Origin of the sequence: Polynucleobacter sp. HIN5 (assembly GCF_030297555.1) — a bacterium.
Lineage (GTDB): Bacteria > Pseudomonadota > Gammaproteobacteria > Burkholderiales > Burkholderiaceae > Polynucleobacter.
The window spans coordinates 1,239,113-1,257,129 of record NZ_AP028136.1 but is presented as its reverse complement, the minus strand read 5'-3'; the positions used below and the strand labels follow the sequence as shown (position 1 = coordinate 1,257,129).

At 49.6% G+C, this 18,017-nt stretch carries 19 protein-coding genes and 1 tRNA gene; 15 read left to right on the top strand and 5 right to left on the bottom strand.

All coding sequences use genetic code 11. The features are described 5' to 3' along the window. The 3 genes from gmk (at position 1) to QUE61_RS06620 (ending at position 3,244) form a co-directional block, all read left to right on the top strand. Positions 1–630, top strand: a complete 630-nt coding sequence (gmk, locus tag QUE61_RS06630) for a guanylate kinase (RefSeq protein WP_458574708.1) — start codon at positions 1–3, stop codon at positions 628–630. Positions 631–682: 52 nt separating this feature from the next. Beyond that, positions 683–886 (top strand): DNA-directed RNA polymerase subunit omega, encoded by a 204-nt coding sequence (rpoZ, locus tag QUE61_RS06625; protein WP_108508758.1) that lies wholly within the window; start codon positions 683–685, stop codon positions 884–886. Between the two features lie 114 nt (positions 887–1,000). Next, positions 1,001–3,244: a RelA/SpoT family protein gene (locus tag QUE61_RS06620; protein WP_286308322.1), complete on the top strand. Its 2,244-nt coding sequence runs from the start codon at positions 1,001–1,003 to the stop codon at positions 3,242–3,244. Here the strand turns inward: QUE61_RS06620 and greB are convergent. Further along, positions 3,241–3,735 carry a transcription elongation factor GreB gene (greB, locus tag QUE61_RS06615; RefSeq protein WP_286306464.1) on the bottom strand — a complete coding sequence of 165 codons (495 nt, stop codon included), beginning with the start codon at positions 3,733–3,735 and terminating at the stop codon, positions 3,241–3,243. The genes QUE61_RS06620 and greB overlap by 4 nt on opposite strands. 18 nt (positions 3,736–3,753) lie before the next feature. Between greB and QUE61_RS06610 the strand changes: the two genes are divergently transcribed. From QUE61_RS06610 to QUE61_RS06580, 7 genes are all read left to right on the top strand, one after another. Next, a tRNA-Arg gene (locus tag QUE61_RS06610) sits at positions 3,754–3,830 on the top strand. 67 nt (positions 3,831–3,897) lie between these two features. Next, positions 3,898–5,055: an ABC transporter permease gene (locus tag QUE61_RS06605; RefSeq protein ID WP_286306463.1), complete on the top strand. Its 1,158-nt coding sequence runs from the start codon at positions 3,898–3,900 to the stop codon at positions 5,053–5,055. Beyond that, complete coding sequence (locus QUE61_RS06600; protein ID WP_286306462.1) at positions 5,055–5,810, top strand: ABC transporter ATP-binding protein; 756 nt, start codon at positions 5,055–5,057, stop codon at positions 5,808–5,810. Before QUE61_RS06605 ends, QUE61_RS06600 begins: the two co-directional genes overlap by 1 nt. Then, positions 5,807–6,718 (top strand): MlaD family protein, encoded by a 912-nt coding sequence (locus tag QUE61_RS06595; RefSeq protein WP_286306461.1) that lies wholly within the window; start codon positions 5,807–5,809, stop codon positions 6,716–6,718. Before QUE61_RS06600 ends, QUE61_RS06595 begins: the two co-directional genes overlap by 4 nt. After that, entirely contained in the window at positions 6,715–7,377 is a 663-nt protein-coding gene (locus QUE61_RS06590) for an ABC-type transport auxiliary lipoprotein family protein (RefSeq protein ID WP_286306460.1), read from the top strand. Before QUE61_RS06595 ends, QUE61_RS06590 begins: the two co-directional genes overlap by 4 nt. 23 nt (positions 7,378–7,400) lie before the next feature. Then, entirely contained in the window at positions 7,401–8,186 is a 786-nt protein-coding gene (locus QUE61_RS06585; RefSeq protein WP_286306459.1) for an SDR family oxidoreductase, read from the top strand. Between the two features lie 5 nt (positions 8,187–8,191). Then, positions 8,192–10,699: an ABC transporter permease gene (locus tag QUE61_RS06580; protein WP_286306458.1), complete on the top strand. Its 2,508-nt coding sequence runs from the start codon at positions 8,192–8,194 to the stop codon at positions 10,697–10,699. Here the strand turns inward: QUE61_RS06580 and QUE61_RS06575 are convergent. The 4 genes from QUE61_RS06575 to QUE61_RS06560 are packed head-to-tail and all read right to left on the bottom strand — an operon-like array spanning position 10,696 to position 12,832. Further along, complete coding sequence (locus QUE61_RS06575; RefSeq protein ID WP_286306457.1) at positions 10,696–11,244, bottom strand: RDD family protein; 549 nt, start codon at positions 11,242–11,244, stop codon at positions 10,696–10,698. The genes QUE61_RS06580 and QUE61_RS06575 overlap by 4 nt on opposite strands. 9 nt (positions 11,245–11,253) lie before the next feature. Continuing rightward, positions 11,254–11,796, bottom strand: coding sequence for a DUF3106 domain-containing protein (locus QUE61_RS06570; protein ID WP_286306456.1), 543 nt, complete (start codon positions 11,794–11,796; stop codon positions 11,254–11,256). 2 nt (positions 11,797–11,798) lie between these two features. Further along, positions 11,799–12,263 (bottom strand): DUF3619 family protein, encoded by a 465-nt coding sequence (locus tag QUE61_RS06565; RefSeq protein WP_286306455.1) that lies wholly within the window; start codon positions 12,261–12,263, stop codon positions 11,799–11,801. Next, complete coding sequence (locus tag QUE61_RS06560) at positions 12,263–12,832, bottom strand: RNA polymerase sigma factor (RefSeq protein WP_286306454.1); 570 nt, start codon at positions 12,830–12,832, stop codon at positions 12,263–12,265. The genes QUE61_RS06565 and QUE61_RS06560 overlap by 1 nt, the downstream gene beginning before the upstream one ends. A 347-nt stretch (positions 12,833–13,179) precedes the next feature. On the opposite strand from QUE61_RS06560, the gene QUE61_RS06555 reads away from it, so the two are divergent. Genes QUE61_RS06555 through pssA form a run of 5 tightly spaced genes read left to right on the top strand, consistent with a single transcriptional unit; the run spans position 13,180 to position 17,974 of the window. Continuing rightward, positions 13,180–14,883 (top strand): acetolactate synthase 3 catalytic subunit, encoded by a 1,704-nt coding sequence (locus QUE61_RS06555; RefSeq protein ID WP_458574734.1) that lies wholly within the window; start codon positions 13,180–13,182, stop codon positions 14,881–14,883. Next, on the top strand, positions 14,883–15,374 hold the full coding sequence (ilvN, locus tag QUE61_RS06550) for an acetolactate synthase small subunit (protein ID WP_108508744.1): 492 nt from the start codon (positions 14,883–14,885) through the stop codon (positions 15,372–15,374). Before QUE61_RS06555 ends, ilvN begins: the two co-directional genes overlap by 1 nt. A 35-nt stretch (positions 15,375–15,409) precedes the next feature. After that, entirely contained in the window at positions 15,410–16,426 is a 1,017-nt protein-coding gene (gene ilvC / locus QUE61_RS06545) for a ketol-acid reductoisomerase (protein WP_286306452.1), read from the top strand. Between the two features lie 21 nt (positions 16,427–16,447). Continuing rightward, a complete protein-coding gene (locus tag QUE61_RS06540; protein WP_286306451.1) occupies positions 16,448–17,095 on the top strand; it encodes a phosphatidylserine decarboxylase in 648 nt (215 codons plus the stop codon). A gap of 3 nt (positions 17,096–17,098) precedes the next feature. Continuing rightward, on the top strand, positions 17,099–17,974 hold the full coding sequence (pssA, locus tag QUE61_RS06535) for a CDP-diacylglycerol--serine O-phosphatidyltransferase (protein ID WP_286306450.1): 876 nt from the start codon (positions 17,099–17,101) through the stop codon (positions 17,972–17,974). The last annotated feature ends 43 nt before the right edge of the window (positions 17,975–18,017 follow it).

Genomic DNA, 18,017 nt, shown 5'->3' with positions numbered 1-18,017 from the left:
ATGAGTGCTCCAAATACCTACCAGGGCAGTATGTGGATGATCGTGGCTCCTTCGGGGGCTGGCAAATCCTCTTTAGTGAATGCGCTACTCGAGTCCGATCATCGCTTACAACTATCGCTGTCGTGTACCACGCGTGCACCGCGCGCCGGTGAGCTAGATGGCCGTGATTACTCCTTCATTACAAAAGAGGCATTTTTGGCTAAACAGGCCGCCGGTGATTTTCTGGAGTCTGCGCAAGTGCACGGTAATCTCTATGGCACTTCGCGTTCCTGGATTGAGGGCCAAATGCAACAAGGCCAGGATGTGATTCTGGAAATCGACTGGCAGGGTGCTCAGCAAATTCGTAAGCTAATCCCCCAGGCGATTTGGGTATTTATCTTCCCGCCATCGATTGAGGCTCTTGAGGAGCGTTTACATAAACGGGGCCAGGATGACGAGCTCACGATTGCAAAACGTGTCGCAGCCGCCCACATTGAGTTGCAACACGCCCATGAGGCCGACTTCATCGTGATTAATGAGGTCTTTGCAGACGCCCTAAGAGACCTGCAGGCGATTGTGGCTGCCAGCCGGTTGCGGACGGGGCCGATGATGGCCCGATACCCAGCCTTGGTCAAGCGTCTTGGGGCATGATCGGCAGTCATCGGGTATCCTATCGGTATTAATCTAAATAAGTGAGTTCAGAATGGCCCGTATTACTGTAGAAGATTGCTTAAAAACCATTCCCAATCGTTTTGAGTTGGTCCTTGCAGGCACCTATCGCGCCCGCCAATTGGTTCAGGGTCACGCAGCCCGAGTCGACGCAAAAGATAAGGCAACCGTCGTTGCATTGCGTGAGATTGCTGTTGGGGTAACCGATCGGGATATGCTGACCAAAGTACCTCTCTAATCCGAGGGTCCCGCTGTGGCGTCAACAGTCACCACAACGGGTTCGCTAGACGAAGTCTCGTCTAGCCAGACACGCACAAGCAAGTCTTTACCAAGCGCCAATCCCGCTCAAAGCGTGATTGCATCCCTACTGGAGCAATCCAGCCGCCATCTCTTTGGCCCCACCTCGCAACCGACCTTACCGCCTAAGCAACAGGTTGTATCGATTGCGAGCTTGACCGAGAAGCTTCAGTATTTGAAGCCCGAGGAAATTAACCAAATTAAGAGAGCCTTTCAGTTTGCGGATGCGGCGCACTTGGGCCAATATCGCCATAGCGGGGAGCCTTACATTAGCCATCCGGTCTCGGTCGCTGAGCTCTGTGCAACCTGGCGCTTAGATGCCCAAAGTATCATGGCCGCTTTGCTACACGATGTGATTGAGGATTCTGGTTGCACCCAGACTGACCTCGTGAATCAGTTTGGCGCGAAGGTGGCTGAGCTGGTTGAGGGCTTAACCAAACTCGATAAATTAGAGTTCCAGAGTCATGCTGAGGCCCAAGCCGAGAGCTTTCGGAAAATGTTTATGGCCATGGCCCGTGATGTGCGGGTCATCTTGGTCAAGTTAGCTGACCGAACCCACAATATGCATACCCTTGATGCGGTACCGATTGAAAAACGGCGCCGGGTTGCATTGGAGACCATGGAAATCTACGCCCCGATCGCACACCGTCTGGGACTCAACTTAATCTACCGTGATTTGCAAGACATTAGCTTTAAACACTCGATGCCCATGCGCTTTCGGGCCATTGAAAAAGCAGTGAAGAAGGCGCGGGGCAATCGCCGCGAGATGGTGGACAAGATACTGGATGCGGTGCGGATGCAATTTGCCAAGGCTGGCATTGAGGTTGATTTGCAGGGTCGTGAGAAAACCTTATTCAGTATCTACAACAAAATGCGTAGTAAGCATTTGAGCTTCTCGCAGGTCTTAGATGTTTATGCTTTCCGAGTCACGGTACGAACCGTGGATGAATGCTACCGGGCCCTTGGTATTTTGCACTCCATCTATAAGCCCATGCCTGGGAAGTTCAAGGATTACATCTCGATTCCTAAACTCAATGGCTACCAGTCCTTGCACACTACCCTAGTAGGCCCATCCGGAGTGCCGGTGGAGTTTCAGGTGCGTACAGCGGATATGCATGCTGTAGCTGAGTCTGGAGTAGCAGCCCATTGGGCCTATAAAGAGGGCTCACCCGAACTGAGTGAAGTGCAAAACCGCGCTCACCAATGGTTACAGTCCTTGGTTGATATTCAGGATAACAGCGGTGACTCGCAAGAATTTTTAGAGCACGTCAAGATTGATTTATTCCCCGACGCTGTTTATGTGTTTACCCCGAAAGGACAAATACGTGCCTTGCCACGGGGCGCGACCGCCCTCGACTTTGCTTACTCGATTCATAGTGATCTTGGTAATACCTGCGTGGCGGTCAAGATCAATAATTTGCAATTGCCACTGCGCACCGAACTCAAAAATGGGGATATTGTGGAAGTGATCAACTCTACATCCTCGCAGCCCAATCCAGGGTGGTTGGAGTTTGTACGCACCGGTAAAGCCCGTGCGGCCATCCGACATTCATTAAAGACCAAGCACTATGCCGAGGCACTGCAATTGGGCGAACGTTTATTGGCGAGCGCGCTGCGACAGCAAGGCGTTGATGCGGGGCTCCTCACCCCCGAGATTTGGGAAAAGTTACTCCATTGGACGGGTGATAAATCGCGTGAGGAGGTCTGCGTCAATATTGTGCTGGGTCGACGTACTGCTGCCGAGTTGGCTACCCGTCTAAAGATTCTGATTGGTGAAGATGGCGGGGCTGAGCAAATGCGCTTGGGCTCAAATGATTGGGGTAGCTCAGATCAAGAGACACAAACACAATCTCTGGTGGTCGATGGGCGTGAGGGCATGTCCGTGAGTTTTCAAAGCTGCTGTCACCCGATTCCGGGTGATGACATCATGGCCTACCTTGGTAAGGGTGAGGGTTTACAAATCCACACTCAGGACTGCAAGGTCGCTCATCGCATGCTGTCCAAAGATAGTGATAAGTGGGTTGGTGTGCAATGGAGTAAGGATACCAACCGAGAGTTTGATGTGGCCATTACGGTCGATACCAAGCAAGGAAAAGGGGTGCTGGCACGTGTTGCCAGTTCGATTACCTCAGCTGACTCCAACATCCTCAATGTCTCAATGGACGATAAATACAAAGAAGACTCGGTGACGATGCGCTTTACGATTCAGGTGCTAAACCGGTTGCACCTCTCGCGCGTATTGCGGGGCTTGCGCGCGAATGCTGATGTGTTTCGGGTAATCCGTAATAAAAGCGTTTAGCAGTCTTCGTAACGCACATCCAGAATATCAATTTCTTTGGCACCCGCTGGTGTTTGAATACGGACCGTATCACCTACCTTGGCTTTGATTAATGCTTTAGCAATTGGTGAGATCCAGCTCACATAACCTTTTTCAAGATCAACTTCATCGACGCCAACAATCCGAATTTGGGTATCAACCCCATCGCTATCACTATAAAAAACCGTTGCCCCAAAGAAAATCTGTTCCGGATCACCGCCATTTGCAATGCGTTCTTGGTTATTGACCACAACAGCATTCTCAAGGCGTTGATTTAGGAAGCGAATGCGCCGATCGATCTCACGCAAACGTTTCTTACCGTAGATGTAATCGCCATTTTCTGAGCGGTCTCCATTGGATGCCGCCCAATGCACCACCTGCACAATTTCAGGACGCTCATGGTCCAAAAGCTGCAAAAGCTCGGTTTTTAGAGCCTCATGCCCAGCAGGTGTGATGTAGTTCTTCGTATCCATGGCATAATTCTGCCTGATGCGGCTGTAGCTCAGTTGGATAGAGTACTTGGCTACGAACCAAGGGGTCGTGGGTTCGAATCCTGCCAGCCGCGCCATATTCCAAGATTTGCCCCAGCGGCAAATTGTTTCTAAGTCACGATTCTTTGCTTTAATAGTCAGAATATGGCTTCTTTCACCACCACTTCACAAGCCCCAGTTGCAAACTGGCAAGTATCCGGGCTGACTGCTTATGTCACCCTGTCCGGTCGCATCAGTGCCGATACCTTGGGCCAAACCTGGCAAGACGTTCGAGATCGTCAAATGCAATGGTTGGGGCAGGGGCGTGAGAACAAAACGCTACAAATTAATGGTGCAGCCATTGATTACATTGATGGTGCAGGCCTGGCATTTATCATCGATCTGCAACATGCCCAAGCACTAAATGGTGGAACAACCGAACTGCAAGGATTTAGTACTACCCATCAAAATCAATTAAAACGCTTTGCACCGTTTGAAAAATTATTTCCAAAGGAAGATGCGGTTCCCGATGAGGGGATGCTGGTTAAAACTGGCAAGGCAGTGATCTTATTTTGGAACGATATCCGGGGCATTATCTTTTTTACCGGTCAGGTTGCTAGCGAACTCGCTTGGGCTGCACGCAACCCCCTGAAAGTCCGTTGGCAAGATTTTGCCAGCGTTGCTGTGCAAGCGGGTCTCGCTGCGATGCCAATTGTTGGCTTGGTGGCATTTCTGATTGGTGTGATTTTGTCCTTTCAGTCAGCCATCGGCATGGAAAAGTTTGGAGCCATTACCTTTGTCGGCCCGCTTGTTTCCTTAGGGATCTTTCGGGAGTTGGGGCCCCTCATTACTGCCATCCTATTAGCAGGACGATCGTCTGCCGCATTTGCAGCTGAAATCGGTACCATGACCGTCAATAGTGAAGTGGATGCCCTTGTAACTGCTGGATTAAACCCCATTCGTTTTTTGGTTCTACCCCGGGTCTTAGCGGGTTTGGTGGTGGCACCCATCTTGACCATTTATGCCGACCTGGTGAGCGTCTTTTCATCCTCACTCACGATGATGATCTATGGCGTACCCTTAGTGAACTTCTATGAGGGCGTCTTAAATACCGTGGTACTTGAGGATATTTTTTCTGGATTAACGAAAGCCACCCTATTTGGCGTCGTGGTTGCGAGTGTGGGCTGTTTGCGGGGTATGCAAACGGGCACTGGAGCAGCAGCAGTAGGTATTTCGACCACCCGAGCGGTAGTAAGTAGCATTGTGATGATTACGGTGGTGGATGGTATTTTTGCCTATGTCTCGTATCGAACAGGTTTCTAATGAATCCAATTGAGGTCAAAAATCTAACCGTCGGTTATGGCAGCAAAGTACTGTTACAGAACCTCAATTTCTCGGTAGCCGATGGCGAGATCTTTATTATTCTTGGTGGATCTGGTTGTGGTAAGTCGAGCTTACTTAAAAATCTCTTCGGGCTCTATCAACCCCTTGCAGGCGATGTTTGGATTGAGGGCATGAACATTACCCAGGCGATTGGTCAGGAACGCCAAGACATCATGACGCATTTTGGGGTGATGTATCAGCAGGGTGCATTATTTGGTTCGATGACCCTCCTTGAAAACGTTCGACTCTTTATGGAGGAGTACACCGAACTCAGTGATGATGAGATGGATCTGTTAGCGCGTTGCAAATTGGATCTGGTGGGCTTACTACCGTATGCCAACTATATGCCAAGCGAGATTAGTGGAGGGATGCAAAAGCGTGCGGCGATCGCGCGCGCGATGGCCTTAGACCCGAAAATTTTGTTTCTAGATGAACCGTCCGCTGGCCTTGACCCGATTACATCCGCTGATTTAGATCAGACCATCCTCGATTTGGCAAAAAATTTGGGTATCACGTTTGTGATCGTGTCACACGAGTTAGCTAGTATTTATGCAATTGGGGATCGGGTGATTATGCTAGACAAAGATACAAAAAGTATTATTGCGCAGGGCGATCCTCGGGTCTTACGAGATACCAGTACCGATCCTAAAGTGCATCAATTTTTTAATCGCGTTATGTCGAAGGAAGCAGCATGAGTCAATCAAATCCAAATTACTTTCGCTTGGGATTATTTGTGTTTGCGGGCTTTGCTGCCATTCTTGCGTTGGTTCTGGTGTTTGGAACCGGTCAACTGTTTAAGAAAACAACGATGGCAGAGACTTATATTGAGCAATCGATTACGGGATTGGATGTGGGGGCACCAGTACGTTTTCGGGGGGTGAAAGTGGGGCAGGTGACCTTTATTGGTTTATCAGGAAGCTTGTATGAATCCAATGAACCCTTTCCTAAGCGCAAAGAATATGTCGTGGTTCGAATGCAAATTGATGGCGATGAGAATGAATTATTGGGACCCGATAAAAAATTACCCAAAGACTTGCGCGCTCGAGTGAAAAGTCAGGGCATTACCGGGGTGAATTACGTCGAACTTGATTACGTACGCGATATGAACAATTACAAGGCTCTACCCTATAACTGGAAGCCAGAGTATTTGGTGATTGATTCTTTACCCAGCCAGACTGACATATTCTTCTCAGGGATTCGTAAGGTATTGGATAACTTGGGCGAGATGAATTTAGCTGAGACTCAGAAAAAATTTGATGTGCTACTGACCAATCTCAACACCATCATCGGTGGTGATGGCAAAGACAATGCCGGGATTGCTAAATCGGTTGAGCGCTTGAATATATTGCTTGGCAGAATCGATGAAGTTGCCAATAAGACAGAGCTGGAGCTCTTAATGCGCGAAGTGATTGCGACCACAGTGATTCTTCGTCAAACCTTATCGAGCATGCAAGGCGACACCATTACCTCAATCGATAATCTCAAGCAAATTACCGATCAGTTGAATGATTTTGCCAAAGTGGCTAGTCGTTATCCGAGCAGCATGGTTTGGGGAGAGCCCCCACCACGCATTACCTTGCCCCAAACTGGAGTTCAAAAATGAGCATTGCATTGCGTCGTGTTACTCAAACCTTGGTGCTGTTGACCAGTATTTCCATCTTGGCGGCCTGTGCCCCCACCCGACCCAATCTTGAAACCAGCACTTGGTTGATTGATCCAAAACGAACTGGGGAGCCTCGTAAACCGAATACCGATTTTTGGTTAAAGGTGGGGCCGGTATCGGTCAATGGACCATTTGATGGTAAATCGATGGTGTATCGCTTATCCGATCAGCGCTATGAGAAGGATTTCTATAACGGGTATATTTCGAATCCAGCGGAGATGGTGGGGAGTGCGACGCGTCAATGGATTAGCGATGCCAATATCTTTAAGGCAGCCGTTAATCAAAGCAATACTTTCTTCCCGTATTACACCCTGCAGATCAATGTCACCGAGTTTTATGGGGATTATCGCAATCAAGCAGAAGCGGTTGTTAGCATTGAGTTCTATTTGGTCGTTTTATCCTCGGGCTCGCAAAACCCCATCTTGATGAATAGCCGTTACACACAGCGCGTTCCTTTAAAGGATAATCATCCAGGTACGCTAGCCAATGGTTTGCAGCAAGCGTTTGCCACCATCTTGCAGCGGTTTGAAGCCGATTTGGATGCTGGCACAAAGAACCTGCCAAAACCATTGACTCAGACGAAGTCAGTCAATAAATAAAACAAGGAATAAGGGGATACACGATGGATTTAGGAATTAAAGGAAAGACTGCGTTAGTGCTGGCATCGAGCCGCGGCTTGGGACAGGCAATGGCCTACGCGTTGGCACGCGAAGGTGCAAACGTTGCGGTGACCGGCCGCAATGCCGAAGGTCTCGCACAAACGGTCAAGATGATTGAATCGGTTGGCGGCAAGGCGCTCGCCTTAAATTGGGATCTCGCTGATCTCAATGCGATTGATGGTCATGTTCAAGCGGTTGAGAGCCAACTGGGTCCAATTGATATCTTGATCAATAACACTGGTGGACCACCACCAACAACGGCAAGCGGTCAAGATCCACAGTTGTGGCAAAAAAGCTTTCAGGAGATGGTGCTCTCTCTCATGAAAATTACCGATCGGGTCCTGCCGGGCATGCGTGAGCGTCGATGGGGCCGGATTATTACCAGTACCACTTCTGGAGCCATCGTGCCGATTCGTAATTTAGCGATTTCGAATACGCTTCGTGCCGCGTTACTAGGTTGGTCCAAAACCCTGGCTGCCGAGGTGGCAGCCGATGGTGTGACTGTCAATGTGGTCATGCCAGGTCGCGTGGCCACTGATCGCTTGCGCCAACTCGATGAAGCGCGTGCCAAGCGTGAGAACATCTCCTACGAAGCGGTCGTTAGTGCCAGTCTGAAGACCATTCCCGCAGGTCGTTATGGTGATCCAAAAGAGTATGGCGATACCGCTGCATTCTTGGCGAGTCAAAACGCTTCCTACATTACGGGGTCAGTAATACGGGTAGATGGCGGTCAGGTGCCTAGCATTTAATATCGATGCAGATGCTCTTGAAGGAGCTGCGCGCGAAGGAGCTCTTTTGGCTCTTTGTGGCCCTTGTGCTCTCAGTGGCGGCACTCTCCAGCGTTAGCTTTCTGGCTGATCGGCTCCAGCGCAGCTTTGAAATCGATGGCCGCACACTTCTCGCCGCTGATGTATTAATTGCTGCGGATCAGCCGATCCCGTCTGCGTTGATCGAGGAGGCGAGGGCCAAGAAACTAAACATTGCCCAGACGGTGGTATTCCCCAGCATGGTGAGCTATGGTGGGGAAAGTAAATTAAGTTCATTAAAAGCGGTGAGCGCTCTCTATCCTCTCAGAGGGCAATTGCAAATTAGTCGTCACATGAATGACGGCAGGGTCGATGAACGATCGATTGAAGAGGTCACCGGAATGCCTCCCAAAAATACGGTTTGGGTCGACCCCGCCGTATTAATTTCCTTGCGTGCAAAGTTAGGCGATTCACTGAGCATTGGTGATCGCCAATTTCGGATTGATGCAGTGATTGTGCGGGAACTTGATCGTGGCGCAGCCTTTATGAACTTTGCGCCCCGAGCGATGATTGGTATCGATGATTTGGCAAGCACTGGACTGATTGGCTTTGGGAGTCGCGTTACCTATCGCTTGCTGGTGTCTGGAACGGATCGCCAAATTCGGGACTATCAAGATTGGGCCATCAATCACATTGAACAACAAAAACTACGTGGTATTCGGGTTGAGTCCTTGGAGAATGCACAGCCTGTGATGCGTAAGACCTTGGAGCGCGCAGAGCGCTTTCTATCAATCGTAGCCTTAATGACAGCGCTGATTTGCGCCTTAGCGATCGCGCTTGCAGCCAGGCGTTATGTGCTCAAGCAAGCCGATAGTTGCGCGGTATGGAAATGCTTTGGTGCGAGTCAGGGTCAGATTCTGCGCAAGCAACTGTTTGTCCTTGCATTAATTGGCGTTGCGGCTACCATTCTTGGGGGGCTGATTGGTTGGTTTGCTCAAGAGGCCCTGATGCAGCTATTGGGTGGTCTGATTCAGACTCGTCTGCCATTACCCTCGGTTTGGCCGGTCGTTTGGAGCATTGCATTTGCTCTATTACTTCTCTTTGGTTTTGCTGGGCCACCGATCTTGACCTTAAGTCAGATCTCCCCGTTGCGCCTAGTGCGCCGAGAGTTTGGCAAAGTGCCGTTAGCCGCCAAATCGATCGCACTGTTTGGTTTCCTTAGTTGCATAGCTTTGGTGTTTTGGGCAACCCGCGACCTAAAGTTGCTGGTTTGGGCGACCAGTTCATTTGGGATTGGTGCTTTACTCTTTGCCGGGCTTGCTTGGCTTGGCTTGTGGGGTCTCGAGCGCTTTAGTCAATCTCGCTACCTAGCGAGGATCGGCTTTGTGACCCGCTTTGCAATTAGTACGCAATCGCGCCGCGCTGCCTTTGCCATGATTCAGGTGAGCTCTTTAGCGTTAGCCATCATGGCGCTCCTGCTGATCTTTTTGTTACGCCAAGACTTATTGCAAAGTTGGCAAGCCAATGTGCCTGATAACGCCCCAAATCGTTTTTTGATCAACATCCAGAATGATCAAAAGACAGACGTGCAGCGCATGTTAAATGCCGGCGGTATTAGTGAGGCGCAACTTTATCCCATGGTTCGGGGTCGACTCACGCACATTAATGAGCGTGAGGTGATGCCCGACAACTACCAAACCGATAATGCACGCCGTTTAGTCGATCGTGAATTCAATCTCTCGTATACCAATCAATTGCCAAACGACAATCAATTGCTTGCTGGTCGATGGTTTGGCAATTCGGTCACTCCACAAATCTCGATTGAGAGCGGTATTGCGAAGACCCTCAATCTTCGTATGGGTGATCTAATGAGTTTTGATATTGCTGGTCAAAAAATTACTGCACCCATTACCTCGATGCGCAAGCTCGATTGGGGATCCATGCAGGTTAATTTCTTTGTGATCTTTCCTCCGAAGGCCTTGGATGATTTCCCTAAATCTTGGATTACCTCGTATCACCAACCCAAAGAACGTGAGAACTTGGATCTCAAGTTGGCCCAGACCTATCCTAACTTAACGATTGTTGACATTGAGAACTCGATTCGTCAAATTCAGGAGGTCTTAAATCGGCTGGCGAGTGCCTTGGGCTTGCTATTGGTATTTACCTTGTGCGCTGCTATTTTGGTGCTCTTTGCTGCGATTGGATCCACGCAAGACGATCGTTTTCGGGATGCGGCTCTGCTCAAGGCAGTGGGGGCCTCAAAACGAACCTTAGCGCAGCTCGTGGTGATTGAACTGACCACCATCGGATTTCTATCGGGTTTATTGGGTGGCTTGGCAGCGAGTGCAACCACGTGGGCCCTGGGCCGCTACTTACTGGAAATCGAGTTCTATTCCTTTGGAACGGCGATTGGACTCGGCATTGTTCTCGGTGTGTGCGTCAGTTTGCTGGCGGGCTTTCGCTTACAGCAAAAGATCCAGACCGCGAGCACGATGGAGTGCCTGCGCGAGGTCTAGTCAGTCTTTGGAGCAGGAGTCGCAGAGGCCTTTGATTTGGGCGGCAACTGAACTAATTTAGTTTGTGCCATGTGATCCGGTACGCCTTGACGATGTTTGCGGTCTAGAAACATACTGAGCGGCCATAGAAAAAGAGAAACCGTAAACAGTAGCCCAATGATTTGCCAGCCCCTTAGCGGATAGATGGCATGAACGATTAGGCAGGGGACAATCCACAGTGAGCCATAGACATAACGCCAAATGGCTTGATTTTTGGCTAGCAGCCCACCATTCTCAGCCACGATTTGCATGCGCCAGGTTTGCATAGCCAAAGTTTGTCCATTACGTCGCCAGTACCAAACAAAATAAAACCCCAGCACACCATACAGGTAGAAAAAACTGAGCCAACTGGGAATCGCGATACCAAATAAGACTCCAATTAATAAATTAGGGACCATAAAGGTGAGCGCTAGAACCCCAACGAGAAGCAGTTGTTCATAAAGATTACAAAACACGCGTCGCCAAAATCGGGGGGCTGGTAAGGCATTAAGCTCTGCGGGGTTCATCCCCAGAGTTTATTTGATTGTGGAGTTTGGGGTGGGCCCAGAAGGGGGGTTGATGACCGCGCGCGGTTGGATTGCGGGTGCCGTAACCGCCCCCGACTTTCTTTTATTGAGTTCCTGCTGGGCAAGTTTTTGCTTTTCTTCTTCAGAGAGTTGTTGATAGGCTTCCCAGGCAGCCACTTTTTGCTCCGCTGGAATTTGCAAACTCGATAGATAGTTATCGCGTGCGATGCGCCGATCCTTTTGGGGTAGCTTTGCCCAATCGGCCATTCGCCCCTGAAGACGTTCTTGCTCGGGCGCGGTCATATACGGGTAGCGATTGGCAACCCGCAACCATTTTGTTTTACGGTCATTACTCAAGGTTTGCCAATCATTCTCCAATGGTGCGAGTACGGTTTGCTGCAGAGGGTTTAATTGATTCCAAGCGAGCTTATCGACTTTTTTACTAGCAGCCTTAGCGGGCGCGCTTGGTTCAGAAGTCTGTGCATAAACCCCAAAGGTCGACAGTGCGACGAAGAGAGCGAGAAGGGCTGGTGCCAGAAGTCGGACTTGCATTACTAAATTTTTTCTTCTTCGGACTTTTGCTCATCCGTCTCTGGTTTGGCGACGGTCTTCAGTTTTAAGAATGCCATAAAGCCGTTATCAACAAATGCATCGGGTGGCACATCATCGGTGAGTAGGGCAATATCCACATTGGCGATGTCATTGATGCGCAAGTCTTCTTGCCATTCGGTGATGGCAATTAAGCCAAGGACTACGACAGCGACAGGGACCAGCCAACCAGTAAATGACCAAATGGGTTTATTCCAAGATGAATTCCGAAAGCTGCGATGGGTCGTTTGGAATTGTGCAACAAAGACGGGTTCCGCCTTCGTGCGACTAATGGCAGTGGCGCGCGCATCTCGTAAGCGCAATTGGACATCACTGCTGAGATTCTCAGATTGAGCACTTAATAAACGGGTTACCCGTTCCCCAAACTCTTGCTCGACTAGATCCAAATTTTGTTGATTGGCATTCATCATCACAACACAATTCCTCTGGCCTTCAAAGCAGCTGCCAAAGTGTGGGCGGCTCGGGAGCAATGGGTTTTAACGCTTCCCTCGCTGCATCCCATGGCAAGGGCCGTTTCAGAAGTACTGAGTTCATCCCAATAACGCATGAGGAAGGCCTCTCGTTGACGACTTGGCAGTTTTGATATTTCTGCCTCAAGGATAGCCAATAACTCTTGATTAGCAAATGCCGCACTAGCATCCTGGGGTATTGGGCCGCCATCCCGTATCTCAATCAGTTCCAAGGGATCAAAGTCTTCCTCACCATCATTACCCGTCCCCAAAGCTGAGAAGGGGGTCTCGTGGGCGAAGCGCACTTTTTGGCGACGAAACCAGTCATGGATCCGATTTTGCAGAATTCGGGTAAAAATCAGTGGCAGCTCTGCGGCCGGCCGATCGCCGTATTTTTGAGTCAAGCTAATCATGGCATCTTGCACCACATCAAGGGCAGCGGCCTCATCCCGAACCGCATAGACGGCCTGTTTGAAGGCTTTTTTCTCAACAGCTGCGAGAAATTGGTCAAGTTCTTGGGCAGATGCCATGTGCTTTGCTACGAATAAATAAGCGTTGTTTGTGTGGTTTCGTTGCTAGGATTGGACCCAAAATATGGCCTGAACTCGCTCATTCTAGGCGATTGCTTTACAATGGAGGGCTTACCGCAAAGAGACCATCCAAGAAGTGGCAGTCTTTTTTCTTTGCGGCAGTGCCGTTCGAACCCGGACCATAAGTAAGGGACAGAGCAGCCTAAACAATTTTTTGCCGAAAATTGCAAAGGAAAATGACAATGAATACAAGTAACGCTGAATTTTTAGCCACCAAAGGTGGTCAGGCCGCAACCGGTCCCCAATCCGACTCCAACCAAAGTCCCACAAAACAATCTGCCCCTGAAATGATTGGTGCCGAGATGTTGGTGCATGCTTTGCACGCTGAGGGCGTCGAATACGTATGGGGTTATCCCGGCGGTGCGGTTCTCTTTATTTACGACGAGATCTTCAAACAAGATAAGTTCGAACACATTTTGGTTCGTCACGAACAGGCCGCGGTTCATGCAGCCGATGGCTACGCGCGAGCCACTGGTAAGGTGGGTGTGGCATTGGTCACTTCCGGCCCTGGAGTAACGAACGCTGTTACTGGAATTGCGACTGCTTATACCGATTCCATTCCGATGGTCATCATTACCGGTAACGTTCCAACCTACGCAATTGGTGAGGATGCCTTCCAAGAGGCCGATACCGTGGGCATCACGCGACCCATCGTCAAACACAATTTCTTGGTCAAAGACATTAATGACCTTGCGGCCACTCTTAAAAAAGCATTTCATATTGCACGTACTGGTCGTCCAGGACCCGTGTTGGTAGATATTCCAAAGGACATTTCGGCAACTAAGGCGCCCTTTGTTTACCCCGATAGTTTGAGCATGCGCTCCTACAATCCGGTGATCAAGGGTCATAGCGGCCAAATCCGCAAAGCCGTCTCCTTATTGCAAGAGGCTGAGCGTCCTTATATTTATACGGGTGGCGGCATCATCATGGCGGAAGCCGCCAAAGAGCTTAAAGAGTTTGCCGAACTCTTGGGCTATCCCGTAACCAATACGCTCATGGGCTTGGGGGGATTCCCAGGTACGCATGAGCAGTTTGTGGGTATGCTTGGAATGCATGGCACCTATGAAGCCAATATGGCCATGCAGCACTGCGATGTGTTGATTGCAATCGGCGCCCGTTTTGATGATCGTGTGATTGGTAACCCGGCACACTTTGCAAGCCATCCGCGTAAGATTGTTCACATTGATATTGACCCCTCAGTGATTTCAAAGCGGGTCAAGGTAGACGTTCCGATTGTGGGCGATCTTAAAGAGATTTTGGTGGATATGAGCGCTCAACTGAGAGCGGCACCAGCCCGCAAGAATCAAGCGAAGGTGAAGGCGTGGTGGGATCAGATTAATGAGTGGAAGAAGCGCGATTGCCTGAAATACGATCGTGACTCACAAATCGTGAAGCCTCAATACGTGGTTGAGAAGCTTTGGGAGTTGACTAAGGGCGATGCCTTTGTGTGTTCAGATGTTGGCCAACATCAGATGTGGGCGGCCCAGTTTTATAAGTTTAATGAACCGCGTCGCTGGATTAACTCGGGTGGTTTAGGCACCATGGGTGTTGGTTTGCCCTATGCCATGGGAATTAAAAAGGCGTTCCCGGATCAGGAGGTCGTCACCATTACCGGAGAGGGCTCGATCCAGATGTGTATTCAGGAGCTTTCAACGCTCACTCAGTACAACACACCGATCAAGATCGTTTCCTTAAATAACCGGTATTTAGGCATGGTGCGTCAATGGCAAGAGTTGACCTATAGCAAACGCTATTCCAGTTCGTACATGGACTCACTACCCGATTTTGTGAAGTTGGCTGAAGCCTATGGCCATGTGGGGATGCGCATTGAGACCAAGGCCGATGTTGAGCCAGCGTTGAAAGAGGCACTTAAATTAAAGGATCGCACTGTATTTATGGATTTCCAGATCGATCCACAGGAAAACGTTTGGCCCATGGTGCAAGCGGGTAAAGGCATTAGTGAGATGCTGCTTGGAAGTGAGGATCTCTAATGCGTCACATTATTTCTGTTTTGCTCGAGAACGAGCCAGGAGCGCTCTCGCGCGTCGTTGGTTTGTTCTCAGCGCGCGGTTACAACATTGAGACATTGAGCGTTGCGCCGACCGAAGATCCGTCTTTATCGCGCATGACCTTGGTGACCATTGGCTCAGATGATGTGATTGAGCAAATCACCAAACACCTTAATCGTTTGGTCGAGGTGGTGAAGGTCTTTGATTTAACCGAGGGCCCTCATATCGAGCGCGAGCTCATGATGATTAAGGTGAGGGCGGTCGGTAAGGAGCGTGAGGAGTTAAAACGCACTACGGATATATTCCGAGGCCGCATTATTGATGTGACCGATAAAAGTTACACGATCGAGCTAACCGGTGTAAGTAGTAAGTTAGATGCATTTATTAGCGCAATTGATCGCGCATCGATTCTGGAAACTGTCCGCTCTGGCGGTTCAGGAATTGGGCGCGGAGAACGCATTCTCAAAGTTTAGTTTTAATCACTCTTTATTTAATTTAAGGAAATCGTATGAAAGTTTTTTATGACAAGGACGCCGATCTGTCCCTGATCAAAGGTAAAAAAGTAACCATTATTGGTTACGGCTCGCAAGGCCATGCTCACGCCCAAAACTTGAATGACTCTGGCGTGAAGGTCACCGTTGGTTTACGTAAAGATGGTGCCTCATGGAAAAAAGCAGCCAATGCTGGTTTGCAAGTGAAAGAAGTTGCTGAGGCAGTGAAGGATGCGGATGTGGTCATGATGCTGTTGCCTGATGAGCAAATTGCCGAGGTTTATAAGAATGAAGTGCATGCCAACATCAAACAAGGCGCCGCTTTAGCATTTGCCCATGGCTTTAATGTGCATTATGGCCAAGTGATTCCTCGTGCGGATTTGGATGTCATCATGATTGCTCCCAAGGCACCTGGTCATACCGTGCGCAGCACATACACCCAAGGTGGTGGTGTGCCCCATTTGATCGCGGTTTATCAGGACAAGTCGGGCTCTGCACGTGATTTAGCCCTTTCGTATGCAACTGCCAATGGTGGTGGTCGTGCTGGTGTAATCGAGACCAATTTCCGTGAAGAGACCGAAACCGATTTGTTTGGTGAGCAAGCCGTGCTGTGCGGCGGTACCGTGGAGTTGATCAAAGCCGGATATGAGACCTTGGTTGAGGCCGGTTATGCCCCTGAGATGGCTTATTTTGAGTGCTTGCACGAGTTAAAGCTCATCGTGGATCTCATTTATGAAGGTGGTATTGCTAACATGAACTACTCCATCTCAAACAATGCAGAGTACGGTGAATACGTCACTGGCCCACGAATTGTGACTGAGGAAACCAAGAATGCGATGCGCAAGGCCTTGCACGATATTCAGACGGGTGAGTACGCCAAGAGCTTCATCCTTGAAAATCGGGCTGGTGCGCCAACCTTGATTTCACGTCGTCGCTTGACTGCTGATCATGAGATCGAAGTTGTGGGTGCGAAGTTGCGCGCCATGATGCCTTGGATTGCGAAAAACAAGCTCGTTGACCAGTCGAAGAACTAAGTTCAGAAGGTAAATCATCTGATGATGTATCCACACCCCATCATTGCCAAAGAGGGCTGGCTCTATCTGGTTGTGATTGGGGCCTTCGCTTTTGTGGTGCATCGCTACGCAGGTTTTTTCTGGTCATGGCCATTGTGGCTATTCTTTATCTTCACCTTGCAGTTCTTCCGTGATCCACAACGAATCGCCCCCTTAGGGAAAGATCTTGTTTTATCGCCAGCCGATGGCCGTATTGTGGTGGTTGAGAAAGCCCATGACCCCTATGCCAATCGGGAAGCCTTAAAGATTAGTGTGTTTATGAACGTCTTTAATGTGCACTCCAATCGCTGTGCCGTGAGTGGCCTTGTTAAGCAGGTCACCTATTTCCCAGGCAAGTTCTTTAATGCCAGTATTGATAAGGCCTCGACGGAGAATGAGCGTAATGCGGTCGTGATTGACGCTAATGGTAAAACGGTCACCTTAGTGCAAATCGCAGGTTTGGTTGCACGACGAATTTTATGCTACATCCGCGTCAACGACCGTGTGAAACGCGGCGAACGTTATGGATTTATCCGCTTCGGATCGAGGGTAGATGTGTATTTGCCTTTGGAGGCCGAGCCCTTAGTGAGTGTTGGCGAGAAGGTCTTTGCTACCAATACCGCGCTTGCTCGTTTACCGGGATTGGATTAGGCCATGACCCCGCGCAGTAAGTTCCGTACGGACCGCTCGCGTTTTCTGCGGAGTAAAAATACGCGACGCGAGGAGTGGGATTCTGCGGAGGATTTAACGGAGGATGATCTTGTCGTCGAGCCGCCTCGTCCTCGGAGCAAAGGTATTTACTTATTACCGAATTTATTTACGACGGCGGCATTGTTCTGCGGGTTCTTTGCGATTGTGAACGCGATGAACCATCGTTTTGAAGTTGCGGCCATCGCCGTCTTTGCTTCACTAGTGCTTGATGGCATGGATGGTCGAATCGCGCGGATGACCAACACGCAAAGTGCATTTGGTGAGCAATACGATTCTCTGGCTGACATGGTCTCATTCGGTGTGGCTCCAGCCTTAGTGGCGTATGAGTGGGTCTTAAAAGATCTGGGTAAGTGGGGTTGGTTAGCAGCATTTACCTACTGTGCCGGCGCCGCACTTCGATTGGCGCGCTTTAATGCCAACATTGGTGTGGTGGATAAAAAGTTTTTCCAGGGCCTGCCAAGTCCAGCGGCTGCAGCGCTCTTGGCGGGTTTTATTTGGTTGGCTGACGATAACAAGATACCAGTCAAGGACTCTGCGATTCCGTTGGTAACCTTCTTCATTACGATTTATGCAGGACTCACCATGGTTTCGAACGCCCGTTTTTACAGTGGCAAGGCCTTGGATATTCGGTATCGAGTACCGTTCTGGGCCATGGTTCTTTTGATCCTCGGTTTTGTATTGATTTCTTCGAATCCACCCTTGACTCTATTTGGCCTCTTTGTGGTGTATTCCCTGTCTGGCTATGTATTGTGGATGTGGGAGCGGGCGATGGGCCGTCGGATTGGTGGCGAAACCACAGTCTCGGCCAAGTCCGAGTAAATGCGGTATAGTATTTACATGATGAATCAATTAAGTGCATTTC